This is a genomic window from Methanocalculus sp. MC3, assembly GCF_054767395.1.
In genome coordinates, this window is sequence record NZ_BAABMP010000005.1 from 525,076 (window position 1) to 546,842 (window position 21,767).

22 protein-coding genes are annotated in these 21,767 nt (G+C 52.7%); 11 read left to right on the forward strand and 11 right to left on the reverse strand.

Annotated elements, in window-relative coordinates; all coding sequences use genetic code 11:
• Positions 1–163: 163 nt before the first annotated feature.
• The gene (locus tag ACYUBO_RS11555; protein ID WP_460374692.1) at positions 164–1,138 is read left to right on the forward strand and encodes a radical SAM protein; all 975 of its coding nucleotides are present in this window, start codon (positions 164–166) and stop codon (positions 1,136–1,138) included.
• Between the two features lie 43 nt (positions 1,139–1,181).
• Here the strand turns inward: ACYUBO_RS11555 and ACYUBO_RS11560 are convergent, their stop codons facing one another.
• A complete protein-coding gene (locus ACYUBO_RS11560) occupies positions 1,182–2,333 on the reverse strand; it encodes an iron ABC transporter substrate-binding protein (RefSeq protein ID WP_460374693.1) in 1,152 nt (383 codons plus the stop codon).
• Between the two features lie 324 nt (positions 2,334–2,657).
• Here ACYUBO_RS11560 and ACYUBO_RS11565 point away from each other — a divergent pair, with 324 nt between their 5' ends.
• The 3 genes from ACYUBO_RS11565 (at position 2,658) to ACYUBO_RS11575 (ending at position 5,253) form a co-directional block, all read left to right on the forward strand.
• Positions 2,658–3,419, forward strand: a complete 762-nt coding sequence (locus ACYUBO_RS11565) for a 4Fe-4S binding protein (protein ID WP_460374695.1) — start codon at positions 2,658–2,660, stop codon at positions 3,417–3,419.
• Between the two features lie 134 nt (positions 3,420–3,553).
• Positions 3,554–4,501 (forward strand): efflux ABC transporter ATPase subunit, DrrA-related, encoded by a 948-nt coding sequence (locus tag ACYUBO_RS11570; RefSeq protein WP_460374697.1) that lies wholly within the window; start codon positions 3,554–3,556, stop codon positions 4,499–4,501.
• Positions 4,498–5,253, forward strand: coding sequence for an ABC transporter permease (locus ACYUBO_RS11575; protein ID WP_460374699.1), 756 nt, complete (start codon positions 4,498–4,500; stop codon positions 5,251–5,253). The genes ACYUBO_RS11570 and ACYUBO_RS11575 overlap by 4 nt, the downstream gene beginning before the upstream one ends.
• 39 nt (positions 5,254–5,292) lie before the next feature.
• Here ACYUBO_RS11575 and ACYUBO_RS11580 read toward each other — a convergent pair whose 3' ends face one another.
• The gene (locus ACYUBO_RS11580) at positions 5,293–6,435 is read right to left on the reverse strand and encodes an iron ABC transporter substrate-binding protein (protein WP_460374701.1); all 1,143 of its coding nucleotides are present in this window, start codon (positions 6,433–6,435) and stop codon (positions 5,293–5,295) included.
• Positions 6,436–6,620: 185 nt separating this feature from the next.
• Positions 6,621–7,712, reverse strand: coding sequence for an iron ABC transporter substrate-binding protein (locus tag ACYUBO_RS11585; RefSeq protein WP_460374703.1), 1,092 nt, complete (start codon positions 7,710–7,712; stop codon positions 6,621–6,623).
• Between the two features lie 250 nt (positions 7,713–7,962).
• Between ACYUBO_RS11585 and ACYUBO_RS11590 the strand changes: the two genes are divergently transcribed.
• Positions 7,963–9,786: a PAS domain S-box protein gene (locus ACYUBO_RS11590; RefSeq protein WP_460374705.1), complete on the forward strand. Its 1,824-nt coding sequence runs from the start codon at positions 7,963–7,965 to the stop codon at positions 9,784–9,786.
• Positions 9,787–9,943: 157 nt separating this feature from the next.
• Positions 9,944–11,338, forward strand: a complete 1,395-nt coding sequence (locus ACYUBO_RS11595) for a response regulator (RefSeq protein ID WP_460374707.1) — start codon at positions 9,944–9,946, stop codon at positions 11,336–11,338.
• A gap of 75 nt (positions 11,339–11,413) precedes the next feature.
• Here ACYUBO_RS11595 and ACYUBO_RS11600 read toward each other — a convergent pair whose 3' ends face one another.
• Entirely contained in the window at positions 11,414–11,956 is a 543-nt protein-coding gene (locus tag ACYUBO_RS11600; protein WP_460374709.1) for a GNAT family N-acetyltransferase, read from the reverse strand.
• Positions 11,957–12,095: 139 nt separating this feature from the next.
• Here ACYUBO_RS11600 and ACYUBO_RS11605 point away from each other — a divergent pair, with 139 nt between their 5' ends.
• Both ACYUBO_RS11605 and thiC read left to right on the forward strand, forming a co-directional pair.
• A complete protein-coding gene (locus tag ACYUBO_RS11605) occupies positions 12,096–12,806 on the forward strand; it encodes a response regulator (protein WP_460374711.1) in 711 nt (236 codons plus the stop codon).
• Between the two features lie 107 nt (positions 12,807–12,913).
• Positions 12,914–14,158 (forward strand): phosphomethylpyrimidine synthase ThiC, encoded by a 1,245-nt coding sequence (gene thiC, locus ACYUBO_RS11610; RefSeq protein ID WP_460374713.1) that lies wholly within the window; start codon positions 12,914–12,916, stop codon positions 14,156–14,158.
• On the opposite strand, the gene ACYUBO_RS11615 is transcribed toward thiC, so the two are convergent.
• Entirely contained in the window at positions 14,155–15,261 is a 1,107-nt protein-coding gene (locus ACYUBO_RS11615; protein ID WP_460374715.1) for a DUF362 domain-containing protein, read from the reverse strand. The genes thiC and ACYUBO_RS11615 overlap by 4 nt on opposite strands.
• Before the next feature lie 496 nt (positions 15,262–15,757).
• On the opposite strand from ACYUBO_RS11615, the gene ACYUBO_RS11620 reads away from it, so the two are divergent.
• From ACYUBO_RS11620 to eif1A, 3 genes are all read left to right on the forward strand, one after another.
• Positions 15,758–16,795, forward strand: coding sequence for a PDDEXK nuclease domain-containing protein (locus tag ACYUBO_RS11620; RefSeq protein ID WP_460374716.1), 1,038 nt, complete (start codon positions 15,758–15,760; stop codon positions 16,793–16,795).
• 136 nt (positions 16,796–16,931) lie between these two features.
• Complete coding sequence (locus ACYUBO_RS11625; RefSeq protein WP_460374718.1) at positions 16,932–17,846, forward strand: aspartate/glutamate racemase family protein; 915 nt, start codon at positions 16,932–16,934, stop codon at positions 17,844–17,846.
• Positions 17,847–17,965: 119 nt separating this feature from the next.
• Entirely contained in the window at positions 17,966–18,298 is a 333-nt protein-coding gene (gene eif1A, locus ACYUBO_RS11630) for a translation initiation factor eIF-1A (RefSeq protein WP_460374719.1), read from the forward strand.
• A 16-nt stretch (positions 18,299–18,314) separates the two neighbouring features.
• Here eif1A and ACYUBO_RS11635 read toward each other — a convergent pair whose 3' ends face one another.
• Genes ACYUBO_RS11635 through ACYUBO_RS11660 form a run of 6 tightly spaced genes read right to left on the reverse strand, consistent with a single transcriptional unit; the run spans position 18,315 to position 21,750 of the window.
• Positions 18,315–19,076 (reverse strand): DUF7289 family protein, encoded by a 762-nt coding sequence (locus ACYUBO_RS11635; RefSeq protein WP_460374721.1) that lies wholly within the window; start codon positions 19,074–19,076, stop codon positions 18,315–18,317.
• Between the two features lie 3 nt (positions 19,077–19,079).
• The gene (locus ACYUBO_RS11640) at positions 19,080–19,514 is read right to left on the reverse strand and encodes a hypothetical protein (protein WP_460374723.1); all 435 of its coding nucleotides are present in this window, start codon (positions 19,512–19,514) and stop codon (positions 19,080–19,082) included.
• Positions 19,492–19,857: a hypothetical protein gene (locus ACYUBO_RS11645; protein ID WP_300330180.1), complete on the reverse strand. Its 366-nt coding sequence runs from the start codon at positions 19,855–19,857 to the stop codon at positions 19,492–19,494. Before ACYUBO_RS11645 ends, ACYUBO_RS11640 begins: the two co-directional genes overlap by 23 nt.
• Positions 19,845–20,351: a DUF7288 family protein gene (locus tag ACYUBO_RS11650; protein WP_460374725.1), complete on the reverse strand. Its 507-nt coding sequence runs from the start codon at positions 20,349–20,351 to the stop codon at positions 19,845–19,847. Before ACYUBO_RS11650 ends, ACYUBO_RS11645 begins: the two co-directional genes overlap by 13 nt.
• Positions 20,345–21,337 (reverse strand): hypothetical protein, encoded by a 993-nt coding sequence (locus tag ACYUBO_RS11655; protein ID WP_460374726.1) that lies wholly within the window; start codon positions 21,335–21,337, stop codon positions 20,345–20,347. The genes ACYUBO_RS11650 and ACYUBO_RS11655 overlap by 7 nt, the downstream gene beginning before the upstream one ends.
• Positions 21,334–21,750 carry a hypothetical protein gene (locus ACYUBO_RS11660; protein WP_460374728.1) on the reverse strand — a complete coding sequence of 139 codons (417 nt, stop codon included), beginning with the start codon at positions 21,748–21,750 and terminating at the stop codon, positions 21,334–21,336. Before ACYUBO_RS11660 ends, ACYUBO_RS11655 begins: the two co-directional genes overlap by 4 nt.
• Between the last annotated feature and the right edge of the window lie 17 nt (positions 21,751–21,767).

Here is a 21,767-nt window from a genome sequence, read left to right on the forward strand (position 1 = left end):
ATGAATCGAGTATGTCTCTGTAACCAACATACGGCATTTACTGGAAAATAAGCAATAATTAGCATATTTTGGTGAAAAAATGGCGAAAGGCCGGTATATACCATGCAGCAAAAGAAGCAGTTATCTCAGGAGAACCCCAAGTCACCAGAGGCAGGAGGAGCAGATGAAATATCGGCATATCTTTGGCCCGGTAGCATCGCACCGGCTCGGCAGATCGCTTGGGATCGATCTCATCCCGTATAAGACCTGTTCATACAACTGCGTCTATTGCGAATGCGGGGAGACCACCATGCAGACGGTTCAGCGGGCCGCATTCATCCCAGAAGACGAGGTGATGGAAGAGCTCAGGAGCCTCCTCTCCACAAGCCCGGATCTCGACTCGGTCACTTTTGCCGGATCAGGTGAGCCGACCCTCTCACTCTCGCTTGGAAACGTGATTGCTATGGTAAAAGAGGAGTTTCCTGCATACACTATCAGTGTTCTCACAAACGGGAGCCTCCTCACCCGGCCGGATGTGAGGGGAGAGCTGATGGCAGCAGACCGGGTGATACCCACACTCACCTCGGCAAAACAGGAGACATTTGAAGCGATCCACCGCCCCCATCCATCCCTCTCGATCGACGCAATAATCAAAGGGATGGAAGAGTTCAGGCGGGAGTACCGGGGGGAGATCTGGCTTGAGGTCTTCATCATTCCAAAGATCAATACGACAGATGAAGAGCTCGCCCTGCTCAGTGACGCAATCAAAACGATCAATCCCGATCGCGTACAGCTGAACACGCTCGACCGCCCCGCCCCGGAGAGCTGGGTACAGGCGGCATCTGAAACCGACCTCAACAGGATACGGTTGCTCCTTGGAGAAGAGATCACTCAGATCATCAACCTTTCACCGCCGGTTTCGGGATCAGCGGGCGTACTGGGGGAGGAGAAAGAGATGATCAGCGCGATGCTCTCCCGCCGCCCCTCGACAATTGAGGATATTATTACACTCACCGGCATGTCCGGCGGCGAGGTGGCAAAGATTCTGCGGGATCTCGATAAGGCAGAAGAGATCAGGTCATACCGGGGCGCCCGCGGCACTTTTTACAGCAGTACGCTCCCTGATGAATCGGATCCGAAGGAAGAAGAGAACCACTGAAGACACCATTGCACGAAAAGATGGGTGAGAGGAGGATCTTTTCTCAGATCGATACAGGATGGAATCCGAAGTTGTTGAACTGGCTGTTCAGCTCGGAAAAGACCGGTTTTCCGACGAAGAAGGCCATGATCTCCTCACCCTTCTCTACAGGATCGATATCCTCAAACCTGTCGGGATAGAGCACCTTGCCAATATAGTAGGCATTTGAAAGGACAGTTTCATAGTTAGTGTTATAGAAATTGTACGGAAGCACTCCATAGACCCGTCCCTCTTTCACGGCAGAGAGCCCCTTGAGAGCCGGATCATCCCTCAACTGCCCGACAGCGCCTTCATTATCCATCCGGGTTGTACCCGCATCAATGAAGATATAGTCGGGATCCCAGTCCACGATCGCCTCTTTCGCCACATCGACATGTGCGGTTCCAAGGCCCGATGCGACATTATCTGCATGCAGCCAGAGGAATGGCGGGTATGCCGGTTCGGTCGAGATGATGCCATGGGCACCGGCAGCGCTCACACCGCCGATATAGACACGCTTCTGTTCGGCTGCCGGAATATCGCCGGTACGTGCTTCCAGATCTGCCATCGCCGCTTCGATGTATGCGATCACCTCTTCAGCACGGGCATCATGTCCGATCGCCTTGCCCATCACCCGGAGGGCGGTGTACATCTCTGTCTTCTCAGCCTGGTTCCTCAGCGAACCATATGCAAATGCCACCACGGGAATGCCGGTCTTCTCCTGGAGGGTATCTGCCTCGGCTGCACTTGTGCCATATGCAGTACCGCTTGATCCGCCCTTGAAGACGAGATCAGGGCCGATTGCAATCACCTTCTCGGGATCATCCTTTCCACGGTACTCGCCAAAGAGCGGTAATGTCTGGAGCCAATCCCGGTGTATAAGCGCATAGGGACGCCCTTCAACATCCCTTCCCTGCTTCTCGATGCTGTCGACACCGGCAACCAGATCCTCACCCTGGAGGTACACCAGGTACCGGAGCGTGCCGGAGCCGGAACAGAGGACACTCTCTACGGGTTGCGGGATCGTCACGATCCGGCCGAAGCCGTCGGTCAGGGTCATCTCTTTTTGCTCAGCCTTTTGATCAGCGGAGGGGACGGCTTCGCCGACACAACCAGCCGCTGCGAGGAGTGCAACGAGAAGCACTCCGGATATGATACCAAAAATTCGATTGTTCATAACATCACACCATACTGAGATCTCGTATGACGTAACTTAAACATACCTATTTGATTTTTAGTATTATCAAAATAAATAAAATTTAAAAAGAGTAACACAATAATCGAAAGAATTGATGCAGGGTAAGAAGAGCATCATGAGTGGAGATTCCAACCCGATTGAGAGTTTCCGGATGCAGGCAGGGCACTCCCTGCGCCCTGACCCTTTCCTATCTGCTGCCCACACTATCTGCGGGACACCGGAAGTACAAACCTGGAGATGGCATAATGAATGTATGGGAGAATATAAGCCCCGGAACATTCCACATTCCTGAAGGGAAAAACAATGGCAAAACCAGACCAGTTACAAGAAAAAGAATCCTCACGCCCAGACATCCGTAGATGGATCCTCATCATCACATTCCTTCTCATCCCTGTCACGATCTTCTATATCTCCCCGATAGTCATCATGATGGGTGCATCCGAGGGAATAGTCACGGGTGCCTTCCTGCTTTATATTATCCTCTTTATCCTCTCCCTCTTTGCCGGACGGCTATGGTGCGGATGGCTCTGCCCGATGGGTGCATGCCAGGAGCTCGGATCTCCCCTCATTAAAAAGACCGTAAAGGAGGGATGGCCCAACTGGGTCAAGTACGGTGTCACGGTGCTCTGGATTGCAGCGATCGCCCGGGCATTCCTCGCAGCAGGTGGAATAAAGGGAGTGGATCCCCTGTATGGAACGGTAAACGGTATCTCGGTCACATCTGTCGAGATCCTCATGATGGTCGTGATGATCTTTGCAGGAATCTTCATTATTGCCTTCCTCACCGGAAAGCGGGGAACCTGCCACATCTTCTGCCCGATTGCCGGCATCATGGTTGCCGGGCGGAAGATCCGGAACCTTGCAGGCTGGCCCGCTCTTCAGCTGAGTGCAGATGCGGATCTCTGTATCGACTGCAACACCTGTTCGAAGAGATGCCCGATGGGGCTTGATGTTCACCACATGGTCCGGGAAGGGAAGATGGAGGATCCCGACTGCATCCTCTGTGCAACCTGTGCCGATGTCTGCCCTGAGGGAGTTATACAATACTCGATACGGGGGAAGTAAATCCCCTGAAGGGTTCAGGGATACCTGCATTGCGGGCATCATGCCTGTACATCACCCTGACATATTTTATGGATACATTCCTTTTCTTTTAATAGTAATAGAAAGAGAAGCAATTCAGCCGGAGAGAAGTGAGTGTGAAAGAAGCAGATCATCATGAAGACGCAATCACCGCAACCGATCTCAGGAAGACCTTCTCCAGGATCGTTGCGGTCGATTCCATATCGTTCTCGGTTGCACGAGGAGAGATATTCGGATTCCTCGGCCCAAATGGTGCAGGAAAGACGACGACTGTCAGGATGCTCACCGGGGTGATGCAGCCGGACGGGGGATCTGCTGTGATCTTCGGCCACGATATCGTATCCTCCCCGATCCGGGCAAAACAGCGGTGCGGGGTGGTGCCTGAAACCGCAAATGCCTATACCGACATCTCTGCCTGGCAGAACCTGATGCTGATGGGAGAGCTCTATGGCGTCCCGCGGCGTTATGCGGAAGAGCGTGCAGAAACACTCCTTCAAAGCCTCGGCCTCCTTGAACGGCGCGATCAGAAGGTGCAGGGCTTCTCAAAAGGGATGAAACAGCGGCTGATCCTCGCCATGGCACTCCTCCATGAACCGGATCTCCTCTTCCTTGACGAGCCGACCTCCGGCCTTGATGTCCAGAGCACCCAGCTGATCACAGGCATGCTCAGGGAGCTGAATGATGGCGGCACCACCATCTTCCTCACGACCCATAACATGGAAGAAGCAAACCGGCTCTGCAACCGGATCGCGATCATGCGGAGGGGGCAGATAGCTGCCATCGACTCGCCCGAGCGGCTGAAGATGGCGATAGAACGGCTGCATACCATCGAGGTCAGTTTCGATCCTGCCGGATCGGCTGAGGATCTCGCCACTCTCCCCGGGATCGAATCCGCCCGGCGGGAGGGGGACAAGTGGGTGATCATGACAGGGGATGTCGATTCCGCAATCCACGCGATTTCCGCATACGGAGCAGAAAAGGGAGTTAAGATCCAGATGCTCAGGACACTGGCACCAACACTGGATGAAGCCTTCCTCAGGCTCACGGGAGCTGATTCCGCATGAACCCGGAGAGCATCACCGAACAGGCAAAACGGGCTTTTGCGATTGCGAAGAAGGATATCCGGATCTACTATGCGAAAGGGCCGGTTGTGATATTCGGCCTCTTCATGCCGCTCTTCCTCTTCCTCGCATTCGCAGCCGGAAACCGCGGGTTGTCGATGCCTTTTCTCATCTCGGGGCTTTTGGCGATGACGATCTTCTTCACGGCAACCGCTGTCTCGCCGGTGATCCAGCCCTGGGAAGCACAGGCACGGACCTTAGAGCGGCTGATCGCCTGCCCGGTGACAATGAAGACCCTGATCGCAGGCGACATGTTTGCTTCTGTTATCTTCGGGATTGGAATCGCCGTAGTCCCGATTGGAATCGGGGTGATCCTTGGGATCATCCCTCTCCACCCCTTCATACTCGCAGCCGGGATCATCCTCGCCTCGATCTGCTTCTCGGCGCTCGGACTCCTCCTCTCGACACCGGCGACGAATGTGCCATCAAACATCATGATGCTCTCATCACTCCTGAAGTTCCCGCTCATCTTCATCAGCGGCGTCTTCATCCCGGTGGAGCAGCTGCCATTCGCAGGGCAGGTGCTTGCGATCTGCTCACCCCTCACTTACTTCACCAATATCGCCCGATACTGCATCATGGGAACAGAGACTTTTCCACTGTTCGTCAACTTTGCGGCACTGGCGGTGTTCTCTTTACTCTTTACCATACTTGCGATCAGGCTTCATGCACGAACCATAAGCAGGCGGATCTGAGAGAGACCAGAGTCCTGAGTGGAAAAAGAAGAGAGGGGATCAGATCTGTATCTGTGAGAACCCGAGGTTTCCATACTGGCTGTTTATGAGCTCAAAGACCGGCTCTCCCAGCAGGAAGGAATAGATCTCATCTGCTTTCTCTGCCGGATCGATATCCTCAAACCGGTCGGGATAGAGAATCTTCCCGATAAAATACGCATCTGCAAGCACAGTTCCGTGATTCACATTATAGAAGTTGTAGGGAAGGACGCCATAGACCCTGCCTTCCTTCACGGCAGTGAGCCCTTTCAATGCCGGATCATGCTTCAGCTGCCCGATGGCGCCTTCATCATCCGCGGTCATGGTATTCACATCGATGAAGAGATATTCGGGATCCCAGTCCACAAGGGCCTCCTTGGCAACATCGGCATGTCCAATCCCAAGGCCCCCCGCGACATTATCCGCATGCACCCAGAGGAATGGGGGATATGCAGGCTCGGTTGAGATGATACCCTGGTTTCCGGCACTGCTGACACCGCCGACATAGACCCGCTTCTGTTCTGCGGCAGGGATATCACCGGTACGTGATTCGAGATCCGCCAGGGTATCTTCGATATAGGCGATCACCGCTTCAGCCCGATCCTCTCTGCCAAGAACCGTTCCCATCAGGCGGAGGGCAATTATCATCTCTTCCTTCTCGGCATCATTTCTGAGAGAGCCGTAGGGGAACGCAACCACCGGCACACCGCTCTTCTGCTGGAGCATATCTGCTTCGGGACCGCTTGTAGCGTAGCTTGTGCCGGTTGATCCGGTCTTGAAGACGAGATCAGGGTTGAGTGCAATGATCTTCTCGGGATCATCCTTTCCCCGCAGCTCCCCAAAGAGGGGGAGGGTCATCAGATAATCGCGATGAATGAGAGCATAGGGCCTCCCCTCTAACTCCCGGTAATTCTTATCCTGGCTGTCTACGCCGACGATCCTGTCAATACTCTCCAGGTATACCGCATACCGGACACCGCCTGATCCCGAGCAGAGGATACTCTCAACCGGGGAAGGAACGGTAACAGATCTCCCAAATCCATCGGTGACGGTGATCTCCGATTCGGAAGAGCCGGCAGCCGGGGCATCTGTCGTACATCCGGCAACTGCAAGGAGGGAAAGAAGCACCGCCCCACAGAAAATAATAAGAATACGGTTATTCATAACACCACATCGTATGAGGATACGAGATACGCTTACTTAAACACACCTATTTGGTCTTGAATAGAACAAAAATAATCAAATTATGTGATGTTTTAACAAATCGGGTGAAGAAAGAGTACTCGAGGGTCACGGTGAGAGAAGGGCCGGGGGATAATCCCCCGTTATGGAGAAGAGAGGGGTATGGTTCAGAGCTGGATCTGCGAAAAACCAAGCCCGTTATACTGGCTGTTCAGCCGGGAGAATACCGGCTCTCCGACGAAGATGGAATAGATCTCATCAGCCTTCTCAATCGGATCGATATCTGCAAACTGCTCCGGGTACAGAACCGATCCGATGAAGTACGCATCAGCAATCACGGTTCCGTAATTTGTCGTGTATGAGTTGTAGGGCAGTACGCCATACACCTTTCCGCTCCGGACAGCTGAAAGCCCGGCAAGTGCCGGATCGGTCTTCAGCTGATCGAGGGCATTACCCTCTCCAAGATGCGTTGAAGAGAGATCAATGAAGAGATACTCAGGATCCCAGTCCACAAGGGCTTCTTTGGCAACATCGGCGTGGTCAGTACCAAGTCCGTAAGCCACATTATCCGCATGCACCCATTCAAATGGCCCATATGCAGGCTCGGTTGAGATGATACCGTGGGCACCCTTGTTCCCGATACCACCAATATAAACCCGTTTGCGTTCAGATACCGGAATATCACGTGTCCGTTCCTCCAGATCGGCTATCTCTTTCTCAATGAAGTCGATCACGTCTTCTGCCCGTTCTTCCCGTCCGATCACGCTGCCCATCAGGCGGAGGGAGTTGTACATCAGGAGCAGGTCAGCCTCTGTCCGGACCGATCCGTACTGAAACCCGATCACCGGCACTCCCGTCCTCTGCTGGAGCGCCTCTGCTTCAGCCGTCCCGACCGCTACTCCTGAAGAGGTGGTCTTGAAGACGATATCAGGGCCAAGAGCAACGATCTTCTCGGGATCGTCCCTGCCACGCGCCTCACCGAAGAGCGGCAGAGATTCAAACATCCCAGCATGAACAATCGAATAGGGCCTGCCGAGGGCATCTTCCTGCACCTTATCGGCAGAGTCCACACCGACAGCCAGATCCTCTGCCTGGAGGTAGACGAGGTACCTGAGGCAGCCTGAACCAGAACAGAGGGCAGACTTCACATCAGACGGAACAGAGACCTCACGCCCGTACTGGTCGGTGATTATCCGTGAATCTTCCGGGGATGCATCCGCAACGCATCCGGTTGCTGCGCATATGAGCAGGATCACCATACACAGGAGAGGTGTCCAGCCACAACTAAAGTTAATCTTAGTATTATCCATTAATATTTAGTTTGGTGCGGATATATTTTAAAATATCCCGAAGATCGTCAAATATTACAAAATAAGGTAATAGTATGAGTTTTTTTGTATGAAGAACCTCCCAACTTCACAAGATTGCATCAATATAAACCATATGTTAAAGGGAAGATATTAAGCCAGAGAACCGCAAACACTGCTTTACCACAGGATTGGAAGCCCAATGGCAATCAAAGAGAAAGAAAGCATACCTTTTATCGCCCTCACTCTAACGACAGCGATCTGTATCATCATCACCCTCTATTCCCTCTCAACGGGCTGGTTCATCATCCACCAGAACCTCTTCTATATCCCGATCATCATCGCGTGTGTCTACTATTACAAACGCGGGCTTCTCTTCTCCATCCTGCTTGCCGGACTTTATTTTATCCTCTTTGCCGCAACAACCGCCGATCCCGCCCTTCTGCAGGGGGCGGCCATCAGGGTGCTCTTATTCATCCTGATCGCAGGCGTGATCACCTGGCTCTCGATGCAGAGAGCCGAGCTTGCCACTCGGCTCAGCCTGTCAAATGACGAGCTGACGGCAACAAACGAAGAGCTGCTGGCATCTGAAGAGGAGATCAGATCCCATGTCGATGAGCTGTATTCAGCGCAGCAGATCATCACTGACACAAAGGATCGGTACCTCGCACTCTTTGAGGCGGCAGGCGATGCGATCTTCCTCCATGAGATCGATGCAGACGGCATGCCCGGAAAATTCAACGAGGTGAACGGACGGGCATGCGAGAGCCTCGGCTATACAAGGGAAGAGCTGCTCGGGCTCACCGTCATCGATATCGCCGGGGAGAAGGCAATCCGCGAGGCACCGGATAGAATGCAGGAGCTCCTGGAGTGGGGGCATTCCATATTCGAGTCCGATCATAAGAGAAAAGATGGCTCAACGTTCCCGGTTGAGGTCAGCTCACGCGTCATCAGGCATCCGGATGAAACGCTCATCCTCTCGGTGGTCCGTGATATCAGCGAACGGAAAGCCGCAGAAGAGGCGCTCAGACAGATGGAAGAGGAGAAATCCACCGTCCTCAATTCGATGCCGGTGATGCTCGCATACTTAAATCCCGACCTGACCGTCCGGTATGCGAACCGGGCATCGGCAGACGCAGTTGGCATAAGCCAGCAGGATCTGATCGGGCACCACTGCTTTGAGATCTGGCATGGGCGGACAGAATCCTGCGATAAATGCCCGGTGCTCAGCTCACTGGCGAGCAACAGGATCGAGGAGGGAGAGGTGCAGATCCCGGACGGGCGAATCTTCCATCTGAAGGGCTGCCCGGTCTATGATGATGACGGGAACTTCGAGGGGATCATCGAGTTCGGGATGGATATCACCAGGCAGAGGGAAGCAGAGGATGCACTCAGGCTGACCAGCGAAAAGCTCCAGATCCTTTCGAGCATCACCCGCCATGATATCCTCAATCATATCACCACCGTCCTCGGTTTCCTGGATTTCGCAGAAGGAATGAGTGTCGATGAAACACAGGCACATTATCTCGATCGGATTAAGACTGCATCCAAAAACATCCAGCGTGCAATCGAGTTCACACGGGAGTACGAGAACCTCGGGATCGAGGAGCCCAGATGGCTTCAGCTCACCAGCCTGATCAACAAAGTATCCCAGGGAGAACTCCCAATCGAAAATGACTGTCAGGAAGTCCGGGTCTTCGCAGATCCGATGATCGAGAAGGTCTTCTATAACCTCTATGACAACACCCTCCGGCATGCAGAAGGAGCAACCGGGATTCTGATCCACTGCGAGACAGATGACTGGGATCTGCTGATCATCTGGGAGGATGACGGAACAGGTGTTCCGGAGGAGATGAAAGAGAGGATATTTGGACGTGGATTTGGTAAGAACACCGGTTTTGGCCTCTTCCTCAGCCGGGAGATCCTTGGGATCACCGGAACCACCATCACCGAGAACGGGATACCCGGCAAGGGTGCACGATTTGAGATCAGGGTCAGGAAAGGGCATTTTGAGAAAGCGGCATGATCATGATTCCATCATCCAATTCCAGTACATGAATAATGCTATTCACCATTCGGTTGGAAAAACCAGCAACGATCTCTGATCACAAGATCTTTTATAAAAAAAGATCCATCATAAATAGTAAATTCATTTAGGGGTTTTCATTGGAGAGAAGAGACTGATGAGTACTGCCAGGATATTGATCGTTGAGGATGAAGCCGTCACCGCGATGGCAATCAGAAAGCATCTGACAAATCTTGGATATTCTGTCTGCGGGATTGCCCAGACCGCAGAGCTCGCGGTCCAAAAGGCGATGGAAGAGATGCCTGATCTGATCCTGATGGATATTAAGCTCGCGGGCAGGAGAACCGGCATTGACGCGGCAGTTGAGATAAAAGCCAGAAGTGAAATTCCGATCATCTATCTGACCGCCTTCTCAAATGACGACTACATCAGAGAGGCAAAAAAGACCGAGCCATACGGGTATATCCTGAAACCGGTCCGGGAGCAGGAGCTGAAGACCACCATCGAGATGGCATTGTACAAGCATGCCATGGAGAAGAAACTCAGGCGGTCTGAGGAGGAGAAGGCGACCATTCTTGATGCGATGCCGGTGATGCTCACCTATATCAATTCCGATTATACCATCCGGTACGCAAACAGGGTGGCAGCAGCCTCTGCCCAAAGGAAGCCTGACGATCTCATCGGAGCCCGTTGCCATGAGATCTGGCAGGAGAATGCCTTTGGGTGCGGGGACTGCCCGGTGCTCAGGACGATCGAGACCGGCAGGATCGAGGAGGGTGATGTGACGCTTCCGGACGGGAGGATCTTCCACCTGAAGGGATGCCCCGTCTATAATGAGTTGGGAGAACCAGACGGTGCCATCATCTTCGGGATGGATGTCACCGAGGAGAAGGCGGCAGCAGAAGCCCTCTCTCTTGCACACCGGAAACTCCAGATCCTCTCGAGTATCACCCGCCATGACATCTTAAACGAGATCACCATGATCATCGGCTACCTTGGAATACTGCAGTGTAGCGTGGATGAGAGGGGCGATCCCGAGGAGAAAGACTATACCGACAGGATTATGGGAGCATCCCAGAACATCAGGCGGCAGATCGATTTTACCGACCAGTACGAGGAGCTCGGCGTGAAGGAACCTGCGTGGCTTTCACTCCATGATATGATAAGAAAGATTCCACAAGGCGACATTCCAATCACAAATGACTGCCAGGAGGGATCGATCTATGCAGATCAGATGGCAGAGAAGGTCTTCTACAACCTCTATGATAATACAATCCGGCATTCAGGGGGTGCAACAGGGATCAAAATTCATTGCAGGAGAGAGAGGGGTGAACTCGTCATAGTCTGGGAGGATGATGGGGAAGGCATCCCGGCAGATTATAAAGAGAAGATATTTGCCCGCAGTTTTGGCAAAAATACCGGTTTTGGGCTCTTTCTCTCCCGCGAGATCCTCGGAATCACCGATATCACCATCCATGAAACCGGCATTCCCGGAGAAGGGGCGAGGTTCGAGATCCGTGTTCCTGAAGGGCGGTTCAGAATATCAGGATGAAGCAGGTCTCCCCGGTTTCTGGTAATGGAGTTTGGATCTTCTTCTCCAAATCCCCATCATCTTTACCCAAACAGGTCATCTCCTCAGGATGTAGAGTTCAGATCCTTCCTCAATGCCTTCCCCTGATCGGACTGTACCAGCATTGATAAAACCGTTCTTTTCAAGTACACGGATCGATCCGATGAGATCCGGATAGGTGGTTGCGATGATCTGGCGTATGCCGGGCATCGAGAAGATAACCGGTATCAATCCCCTCAAGGCTTCAGTGGCATATCCATTGCCCTGGTACTCATCAAGTATTGAATATCCAATGGCAACAGTGTCACCTGAGCACGGTGATGAAGCAATCCCCCCACTTCCGATTAAATCCCGCATCCTGTGGCCCGGTTCATCCCGTACCCAGTACCAGCAGATGAAGAATGGATCACGCTCCTCTTCGAGTATGGTTATGAATGCAGAGAGTGTCTCCGCATCAAGGAGCGGTGGCGGCCAACCTGCAGGGATATGGGCATTGAGGAGACGAGCAAGGTTTGCCTTGTCATTTTGATCGCCTCTGAGGATCTCAACCGTTGCAGGGATGAGATCCAGACGATCTGTATGTATCCGCGGCAATGACATTGGAATAGTGTATATATGATCTCTTCTTTGATAGTATCCCAGGAGTGGCTTTCCCGTACTCGATAGGTGGAAGAGAAGAAGGGAGAATCAGCCCAGGCTGATCGGATTGCGAATAATAGATCCCACCAGAGGACCTGGAGTGAGCACAACGTTTATTAAAGAGGAGCGTCTCCCTGTTCCATACCAGACATCTGTTCTGATCCTTCCAAAGGAGAGGAGGCGGCAATTGAATACTAAAAGGATATTGATCGTTGAGGACGAAGCCATCACTGCAATGGCCATCAAAAAGACCCTGGTGAATCTCGGATATGCCGTCTGCGGGATTGCTTCAAACGCGGATATGGCAGTCCAGAAGGCAAAGGAGCAGAACCCCGATCTGATCCTGATGGATATCAAGCTTATCGGGAAGAAGACCGGTATTGATGCCGCAACCGAGATACTGGCACACCAGAGTGTTCCGGTTGTGTACCTGACTGCTTTTTCAGATGACCATTATATTAATGAAGCAAAAAAGACCAGCCCATATGGCTATCTCTTAAAACCGGTTCGCGAACAGGAACTGAAGACCACCATCGAGATGGCATTGCATAAGCACTCCTTGGAGAATGAGCGGGTGAGTGCTGGTATAAAGGATGCACCTGTTCTCGACGGGATGATCCTTCCGGCTATCACCCGGGATGACATCTTAAACGAGGTGACGACGATCCTCCACACACTCGGACTGAGCAGGGAGATGTGTGTGAATGGAACACAGACAGACTACCATGATCAGATACAGGCTGCTTCCCTGAAGATTCAGGAGAAGATACGGTTGGAGAGGAAAAACCAGAATAAGGGTCAGATTAAATAAGTTATCCTGCTAAACACCTTTTTTCAGAGAACCGGCAACCTCCCATGCACACCTTCATTGTTGATTGGAATCAGACATAGTACCAGCAAAGCCCGGAGTTTCATCAGATGGGGACTATTATTGAAGATGCAACAGAAGGAAAGGTACCTCCGGCCTTAAAAGCCGCAGCAGAGAGAGAAGGGCTCGATCCGGATCCTCTCATACACCATATCGCACATGGCAGTGCCACTGTTATGGTTGGAGGGAAGAGGGCTGTTGGGATTGGCAAGGGATTCTCTGCAAAAGTAAATGTCAATATCGGCACCTCAACGGTTCGATCGGATCTCGCAGCCGAGCTCGCGAAGGCAGCCGTTGCCGAACGATATGGAGCGGACACCTTAACCGATCTCTCGATGGGAGGGAATATCAGGGAGATCCGGGCCGCTATCCTGAAGGAGACGGCACTTCCCCTGACAACCGTTCCTATCTATCAGGCAGTCGTGGATGCCGGGGGGATCGACTGCCTTGATGGGGATTTCATTCTTGATACATTCAGAAGCCATGCAGCAGAAGGAGTGAGTTCGTGTGTCCTCCATATGACTGACAAAAAGACCCTCGAAGCACTCGGAAGGAGCCAGCGGGTACTCGGCGTTGTCTCAAAAGGCGGATCCATGACCGCCGCATACATGCTCCATTCGGGACGCGAGAATCCGTTCCTCGAATATTTCGACGAGGTGATGGAGATTGCCCGGAAGCATGAGATCGTCATCTCACTCGGAAATACCATGCGGGGCGGGAGTATCGTGGATGGCGGGGATGCCGCCGCCGCGGTTGAGCGGAAGCAGAATATCGATATCGCAGACCGGTGCCATCAGCATGGCGTCCAGGTGATCGTCGAAGGCTGCGGCGGCCATCTCAGGATCGACCGCATCCCCGTCTGTGTCAGGCTCTACAAGGATGCATCCCCCTATCCCCTCTTTGTTGCAGGGCCCCTTGCCACCGACAGGGCAGTCGGCCACGATGAGATCGCAGGATCAATCGGGGCATCCGTTGCAGTCTCTGCGGGTGCGGATTATCTCTGTGCGATCACCCCTGCCGAACATATCGGCCTCCCGACCGGGGAAGAGGTGAAGGAGGGGCTGATCGCCTTTAAGATCGCAGCCCATATCGGCGATACCGTCAGGCTGGGATCAGATGATCTCGATGCAGCACTCTCGGCATGCCGGGCAGAGCTCGACTGGAAGGGACAGATCGAACAGGCTATCGATCCCGACGGGCTCAGTGCACGGGTTCCTGATGCCGGCCCCTGCTCGATGTGCGGCGATTATTGCGCTATAAAGATTATGCGGGAGTATCTCTCCCGTGGAGATTAGATCCGGATCAGTTCATACTCAGGTGTACCAAGGCCGATCCGCTCTCCATGCCGGATCTGTGTCCTGATCGGGATCTCAGGCCAGACTCCTGCAAACTTATCCTCACCCGGAGCATGGTGCGTTGCCAGCCGGGTTCCGGCAAACCCCTGCTGGGCATCGATCAGATCGAGGCTGGCTGCATCGATTGCCACCGGATCGGCCGAGGCGAGTATCCCGATATCCGGGACGACCGGCCGGTCGCTGAAGGGTACACAGTCGCAGTCCGGGGTGATCCTGAGAAGGAAGTTCAGGTACAGCACCTTCTCCGGGAAGAGAGAGGCGGCACCGAGGGCATATTCGGCGAGGAGCTCTGAGAACTGTTCTGCATCACGCTCGTAATCAAAATGAATCGCACCTGATGGGCAGACCTCAACACAGTTCCAGCACCCGATACAGCAATCGGGATCAACAACAGCGGCTCCATCAAAAGTGATCGCCTTCTCAGGGCAGACGGAGATGCATCCACCACAGCCTTCACACTCTTCAGAACTGACAACTGCCGGAAACGTCCTGTGCTGATCATGTTTTCCTGCTGCCGATGCACAGCCCATCGCGAGGTTCTTGATCGCCCCACCAAATCCTGCCATCGAATGGCCCTTCAGATGCGATACGACGACCAGGGAGTCGGCCTCAGCAATCCCCGCAGCAATCCGCGTCTCCTTCAGGTGCACGCCGGGAATCCCCACCACGACATCGTTCTTTGACCGCAGGCCATCTGCGATGAAGACGGGGGCGCCGATCACCTCGGACCCAAATCCGTGCCTGATGGCAAGCGCAAGATGGGAGACGGCGTCATGCCTCTCCCCGGGATAGAGGGTGTTTGTATCGGTCACAAACGGCACACCTCCCGCCTCTTTCACCTTCGTAACAACCTGCCGGATATAGAGGGGCGAGACGAAGCTGTCGCACCCCTCTTCACCGAAATGCGTCTTCACGGCAACAAGCCCCTGCTCGGGGATTATCTCATTCAGCCCTGCCTCATCAAGGAGCCGCAGGCACTTTGCCTGGAGGCTCTCGCCACAACACCCCGCCTCAGAAGAGACGAACCACACCTTAACAGCCATGTGAAAAGGTGGGGCGTTCATGGGAGAAGATACTTGGGGATGGGGGGGAAGTATTTCCATTCTGGAAACAGTTCGGGTTGGAAGGGAAGGAAAAAAGATAGGCTGAAAACATGAGCCGTTTCCATTATCCACCTCCAAAAAATCTAATAGTATCTATAAGATGGTACTACTCATACACATAAAACGTAAAATTATCGACCATTTTTAATTTTTAAGGCATATTATTCGAGAAAATTATCTTTAAGATATCTAAAGGAAAGATCAGAAGTATTGATTTTTGATGCAGTTATTTCCATTTTGGAAATAGGTGCGGTTGATATAGTAAATCCAATAATAATACAACGATAACCGCATGCTATTCATCCGATGGATGTAAAAATGATTGAATAGTCATTCAATAGAGAGAGGTGCATCATGAGAAGAATCTTTTCAACGGTTTACCAGTTCAGAATCGAGCTCCTGGAGATCAAGCCAGCTATCTTGCGGAGGATCGAGTTTGCCATCGAGTGATACACTCCCGGCTGATTATCCGGCTTTTCTCTCAAGACTGAAGTTGCTGATTCAAGATGCGCAGATCAAGGCGGCCCTCTCAGTTAACCAGCAACTGATTCTTCTCTACTGGCAGATTGGGAGGGATATCCTGGTGAGGCAGGGACAGGAGGGATGGGGTGCGAAGGTGATCAACAGGCTCTCTGATGACCTCAGAGGTGAGTTTCCCGATATAAAAGGATTCTCTCCCAGAAACCTGAAATATATGCGCTCATTTGCAGAGGCATGGCCCGATCCTGAATTTGTGCAGCAGGTTGCTGCACAAATACCCTGGTTCCATAACTGCGTGATCCTTGACAAGCTTACCCAACCGGCGGATCGGGAGTGGTATATCCAGAAGACTATAGCAAACGGCTGGTCAAGGAACGTACTCGTACACCAGATCGAGAACCGTCTGATCAATCGGGAGGGGAAGGGCGTAACGAACTTTTCTGCGACGCTCCCTCAGGAACAGTCTGACCTGGCCCTCCAGACGATGAAAGATCCATATATCTTTGACTTTTTACAGATGGGAGAGAAGATCAGGGAGACCGAACTGGAGCGAGGGCTGATCGAACACATCCGCGAGTTCCTTCTGGAACTCGGTCTGGGGTTTGCGTTTGTTGGAAACCAGTATCATCTGGAGGTAGCTGACCAGGACTATTATCTGGATCTCCTCTTCTACCATTTGAAACTCCGTTCCTATGTAGTGATCGATCTGAAGGTTGGTGATTTTATCCCGGAGTATGCAGGAAAGATGAACTTCTATCTCTCGGCAGTCGATGATCTCCTTGCCCATCCATCAGATAATCCGAGCATCGGGATTGTGCTCTGCAAGGCGAAGAATCGCGTGATCGCCGAATATGCCCTGCGGGATATGGCCAGACCAATCGGGGTTGCAGGATACACCCTGACGTCATCGCTCCCCAGGGAGATGTCCGGGCGGTTGCCGACAGTAGACGAGCTAGAGGAGGAGCTTGGAGAGCATGAGGAGCATAGTGCATGAGAGAGAGTGACAACGAAGATGTCCGGCAATCCGCTTGATTTCGGAGCGACCGAATGTGGAGGGGGGATAGGGTTATACCGGGTTAATATGACATTATTGAATTAGACTAATTGATATATACCACTGAGGTACCCTGATGATTCGAAGTGATCACTGTAAACCATACTCCCAATCACAGGCCCGGCACACCCCTCCAGCCCGATCTCTCCTTCCGCTCTCCGTGCACGTGCTCCTCCTTGCTCTCGTCCTCACCCTCGTTGTGTCGGGCTGTGTTGCTCCTGCCTCTGCCCCCTCCCCTCAGGATACGCCTGTAATCCTCCACCCGCAGGATCAGAAAATGAAGACTATAGGCATGATCGGCGGGATCAGCTGGGTCTCGTCTGCTGAATACTACCGGATGATGAACCATATGGTACAGGACGAATACGGCGAGCAGAACTCGGCTCATATACTGCTCTACTCGATCGAGTTTGGGGAATTTTCAAAGCAGGAACGGCTCGCCGATGAAGGAGACTGGGAGGGGCTCACCATGATTATGGTCGATGCCGCAGAGCGGCTTGAGCGCGGCGGTGCAGACTGCATCATCATCTGCTCAAATACCATGCATTCAACAATCCCTGCCATCGAAGCCGCAGTCGATATCCCAATCATCAGCATCATCGATGAGACGGGGAAGAGGGTGCGGGAGAAGAATATCACAACCGTCGGTCTGCTCGGCACAAAGAAGACGATGTCAGCGGAATTTTACAAGGAGGAGCTGAGAGAAGAGTTCGGCCTTGTTGTCCTCGTTCCGGATATGGCAGATCAGGAGATCGTCAACAACGTCATCTTCGATGAGCTCTGTGTGGATTATATCAATCCGGCATCAAAGGAAGAGTACAAGAGGATAATCAGCAATCTTATCGATGAGGGTGCAGAAGGAATCATCCTTGGCTGTACCGAAATCCCCCTCTTAATCCGGCAGGAGGATGTGGACGTTCCGATCTTTGATACAACCAGGATCCATGCAGAGGCTGCGGTGAGGTATGCATTGAATCATACTCCTGCCTGAAGAGAAGCAACCCCTCCCTTCTCTTTGATGGGGGCAATACTTTAAGTAACTCCGGAATCCATACTTTAGCAGATACTCGCGTGCCGGATGCCTGGTGGCTACCATTATGATATTCTAACGTGGGGGATAAAGAGGTAGATTTTCTGACTGATAACAATAAACGAACCGGAGAACCAGAAGGGGTCGTACGTGTACGAATTCCGAACAGACGCTTAAAAGAACAGTTTGCTATTGCAGACCTGATGCTTGGGTCAAACCATATCCGTGTCAGGTGTGGCGATGGGATCACCCGGATGGGTAGGATCAAAGGCAAGATCAAGAAGCGTGTCTGGATCCGCGAAGGTGATATCCTGATCGTCATCCCATGGTCATTCCAGGATGAAAAGGCCGACATCATTTATCGCTACACCAAACCCCAGGTGGACTGGCTCAGGGCACATAACTACCTCTGAACTCCTTTTTTTGAACCTAAAAACCTGTTATGGTAATAACCGTCTCCTGAACGACGAGTTTCGAAGCAGATGGATGAGTATAGACGTTCTCACTATTCTGCACCATTCCAAGCCTCCCGGTCAGGTAATTCTCCCAGGCAACCGAATAGTCATGTTCCGGAGAGAGAGGGGAATATTGGATCTCAATAGAGCCGGTTTGAGCATCATATCCATTCGTGACCTTCTTCTCAGGATCGCTCTTCATCTCGATCCTTCCGACACCTGATAGCGCCCGTTCCTTCTCCGTTTCTATCTTGATGATGGAGAGGATCAGGGTATTCGATGGATCATCATAGTACCAGCGTGGCTCCGCGAGCATCGCTGAACCGCTGCCACGCTCGGGGCGGGTGAGGACGGCGCCGTTCTCGATCACAATCCGGGTGGAATCGAGATCAGATACATACCGGATCTGCCCGACCTCATAGAGAGGAAGAATTTCGATAGAATTATCGGGTTTACGATATGAAACGGTAAATACTCCGGACTCTCCGGTAACAAAGAGCATCCCACCCTGCACCTGCAAAGCCGTCTCCTTGTAGGGAACCATCTTGTAGCTGATCGATTTTTGATCATTCTGGAGCACGATCATCGTCTGCTCCATATTCCTCATATCAGCGCTCCCCTGGCCCGCAATGAGGAGGGGGAAGCCATAAAGGACAACAATTGCAATTCCAAGCACCACGATAGAGAAGATCAGGATGAATCCGATCGCTTCAGAAACCCCATCATCATTCTTCATCAATCAGACACCCCCTGAATCATAGATCACCCGGTTTGCGCCCCCTCCGGTCGTCGTTCCGCGGACGGCCTTTGTTGCCCCGATCCCGGCAAGCGAGATCACCGTCTCGATCCGATCGCCTTTCATCAGGATCTCCTGATCCACCCCCTGGCGCCGGACCGTGATGATATACCCTTCTCCAAGGACATCATAGGGGATATCAATATCCGAGACAATTGATCCATTCACCGGAGCAATCGTATAGATATCAACGATCCGAACCGACATCCCGTTCCCGATATCCACATAACTGTGGTAGGTAAACCGCTCGGCAGGCTTCACCATAAGGGCATCGTTTGCAAGGATCATCACCGAGACGAGGAGCACCATCAAAACGCCGGTGATGATGATGTAGCCGATGAGATTCGCAACCGCATCAGACGAGGAATGTCTCTTCATATACACATACTCCGTTATTGAACCGTATGGTCACCATCGTGGCGGTTGTATCTCCAAATACTACCGAGTCTTTTAAAGAACTGACAGATACAATCGCGTGATTCCGTTTCAATGAGATCACCCGGATATCATCATACAGAACGTCATTCATCTCTCCGCCTGCCCTGAAGACTTCCCCCCTGAGATCTCGGATCTCATGCTTTGGGAACTCGAGCACCCCTTCTGCCGTTGTCTGCCCGACAAGTGTCGCCTGGTTGATGATCACCATCAGGAAGAGGAGGGCGATGCTGATCAGAAATCCCATCAGGACGATCCACTGCCCGTTATCGTTCAGCCCCGCCACAGAATCACCTCCAGAAGTACCATCTGCTCTCTGGAAGGAACCGGTGGGGGAAGAGTATGCCCGGAATCCAGATGCACCCATCGTGTCACCCTGATTGCCGGATCATAGCCGGTATAGGAGGCACTTTCAGTGAAAGGCAACTGGTTCACACTATCATCAGCAGCAAAACGGTACGAGATCGAGGCAGCATACTGAACCGGATCATCCGGGGCAAACGATCGTTCCCTGAGAAGCGGATAGAATGCATTATGGAAACCTGCAGCATCCCATGAATACAGCAGCTGCTCCAGTTCAGTCTCCCCACCCGGCTCAACCGGCATATCCAGCACCGCCAGTGCATCGGCACCGAGCTGCTCGAGGAGCATATCATCGATATGGGTATCCCCGGGCGTATAGACAGAGACGGACTGGAGCACAATTGCTGCGGTTGCAATCATCAGGAGCCCTGCTGCCAGCCCTTCGATCGTATAGAGAGATCCACCATCCCCTACCATACCGCCACCTCGAGAATACCCTGCCCCGGATCAGGGAAGGTTGCATTCCGGTAATCATAGATATGAGTCCCTGTCATCAATGAAGCCGGGGGATCGTCTTGAAAAATGAAGGTGATTCCTATCATATGATCACTCCCCCAGGGCGGTTCAGGCACGGGATTGAGCGTGAAGTTGAGTGAATCAGAGATGTCTGCCGGGAGGGTTGTCTGGATCCCATCCAGCCGGATCTCATATGCCGGAAAGGTGATCGGGACACCATCCCGGGTTATTTCCACCCGGTGCAGTCTTGCCTCTGTTGCCGATGAATTCAGGTAATAGGAGAAGTTCAAAATCTCAATCCGGATCGGATCGGTTCTCGGATCGATCCTGAAGAGGGGATCAACCGATCGATCCAGGAGCTCAATCATCGGCAATTCTACGGTAAACCTCTGGTCAGGGGTTTCGTTCCCTTCATGTCGGAATTTTTTGTGATCGGGAACAGAATCACTCACAAAGAGAAGTGACGGCTCCTTCACCACCACCACCCTCCGCACCGCTCCGTACGACTCGGGCGGGGCGGGGCCGATCGAGCGAACGGGTGGATCGTTACGCATCGTCAGGGTGATATTGAAAGAGTACGGATAATCGCCGAAGAGAAGCGATCTCCGGTAATCATCCGGATAAGTGAAGAACGTATCATTAAAGAACCGTTCCACCTTTCCTTTCGAGAGGATATGGGCAGACCCCGGTTCAACCGAGAGCCCCATCCGGATCACATCCTGTGGGATCGCCTTCTGCTCCCAGACCGGAAACGTTGATAAGGCGGGCATACCGGGATCTTCAGTCAGGATCACCCCGGTCCGGTAGGCAACCGCATCATAATCGATCCTGCTCGACTGGACCGAGAAGAGCGTATGGGGGATCATCGCTGCAACAAAGATGAATGCGATGATGAAAATGGTGAAACCAACGAGAAAATCAAAGGTCGCAACCGCATCATCCCTCATCCCGTTTCCTCCCAAAAGACCACCTGATCAGCTGGACGATCCGGGTATGGGAATGCTTCCGGATCGATTGGATCCCCAGGAACCATCCCTTCCCACCGGGAAGAATCTGCCCTGTCCGCTGTTACAAAGAGGAAGAGAAAGCCTCCCTCAGGATCGGTTGCCAGGATGAGCCAGGAGGCGGCCATGCCATCGGGGAGGAGATCCCGGCCGATGATCAGGTACACCGGCGGCTCTGCATGGGTGAGGGCTTCGTCAAGGCTGATCCGCATCTGGAAGGAGGGTGGCGCTTCATAAACCATTTGATCAGACGGAGCGTCTCCTCCGGGAGCCATGACACAGCCGGTGGCAGAGATCAGCAGTATGGTGATGGTCAGAAGGTACAGCCGGAGCACAAGAGATTCATCTCTTTCCAACCGTAAGAGCTTTTGGG

Bases quoted from the DNA above. Each gene is read 5' to 3' on its own strand.
- ACYUBO_RS11555 (WP_460374692.1), top strand. From the start codon at position 164: ATGAAATATCGGCATATCTTTGGCCCGGTAGCATCGCACCGGCTCGGC.
- ACYUBO_RS11560 (WP_460374693.1), bottom strand. From the start codon at position 2,333: ATGAACAATCGAATTTTTGGTATCATATCCGGAGTGCTTCTCGTTGCA.
- ACYUBO_RS11565 (WP_460374695.1), top strand. From the start codon at position 2,658: ATGGCAAAACCAGACCAGTTACAAGAAAAAGAATCCTCACGCCCAGAC.
- ACYUBO_RS11575 (WP_460374699.1), top strand. From the start codon at position 4,498: ATGAACCCGGAGAGCATCACCGAACAGGCAAAACGGGCTTTTGCGATT.
- ACYUBO_RS11580 (WP_460374701.1), bottom strand. From the start codon at position 6,435: ATGAATAACCGTATTCTTATTATTTTCTGTGGGGCGGTGCTTCTTTCC.
- ACYUBO_RS11585 (WP_460374703.1), bottom strand. From the start codon at position 7,712: ATGGTGATCCTGCTCATATGCGCAGCAACCGGATGCGTTGCGGATGCA.
- ACYUBO_RS11590 (WP_460374705.1), top strand. From the start codon at position 7,963: ATGGCAATCAAAGAGAAAGAAAGCATACCTTTTATCGCCCTCACTCTA.
- ACYUBO_RS11595 (WP_460374707.1), top strand. From the start codon at position 9,944: ATGAGTACTGCCAGGATATTGATCGTTGAGGATGAAGCCGTCACCGCG.
- ACYUBO_RS11600 (WP_460374709.1), bottom strand. From the start codon at position 11,956: ATGTCATTGCCGCGGATACATACAGATCGTCTGGATCTCATCCCTGCA.
- thiC (WP_460374713.1), top strand. From the start codon at position 12,914: ATGGGGACTATTATTGAAGATGCAACAGAAGGAAAGGTACCTCCGGCC.
- ACYUBO_RS11615 (WP_460374715.1), bottom strand. From the start codon at position 15,261: ATGGCTGTTAAGGTGTGGTTCGTCTCTTCTGAGGCGGGGTGTTGTGGC.
- ACYUBO_RS11625 (WP_460374718.1), top strand. From the start codon at position 16,932: ATGATTCGAAGTGATCACTGTAAACCATACTCCCAATCACAGGCCCGG.
- ACYUBO_RS11635 (WP_460374721.1), bottom strand. From the start codon at position 19,076: ATGAAGAATGATGATGGGGTTTCTGAAGCGATCGGATTCATCCTGATC.
- ACYUBO_RS11640 (WP_460374723.1), bottom strand. From the start codon at position 19,514: ATGAAGAGACATTCCTCGTCTGATGCGGTTGCGAATCTCATCGGCTAC.
- ACYUBO_RS11650 (WP_460374725.1), bottom strand. From the start codon at position 20,351: ATGGTAGGGGATGGTGGATCTCTCTATACGATCGAAGGGCTGGCAGCA.
- ACYUBO_RS11655 (WP_460374726.1), bottom strand. From the start codon at position 21,337: ATGAGGGATGATGCGGTTGCGACCTTTGATTTTCTCGTTGGTTTCACC.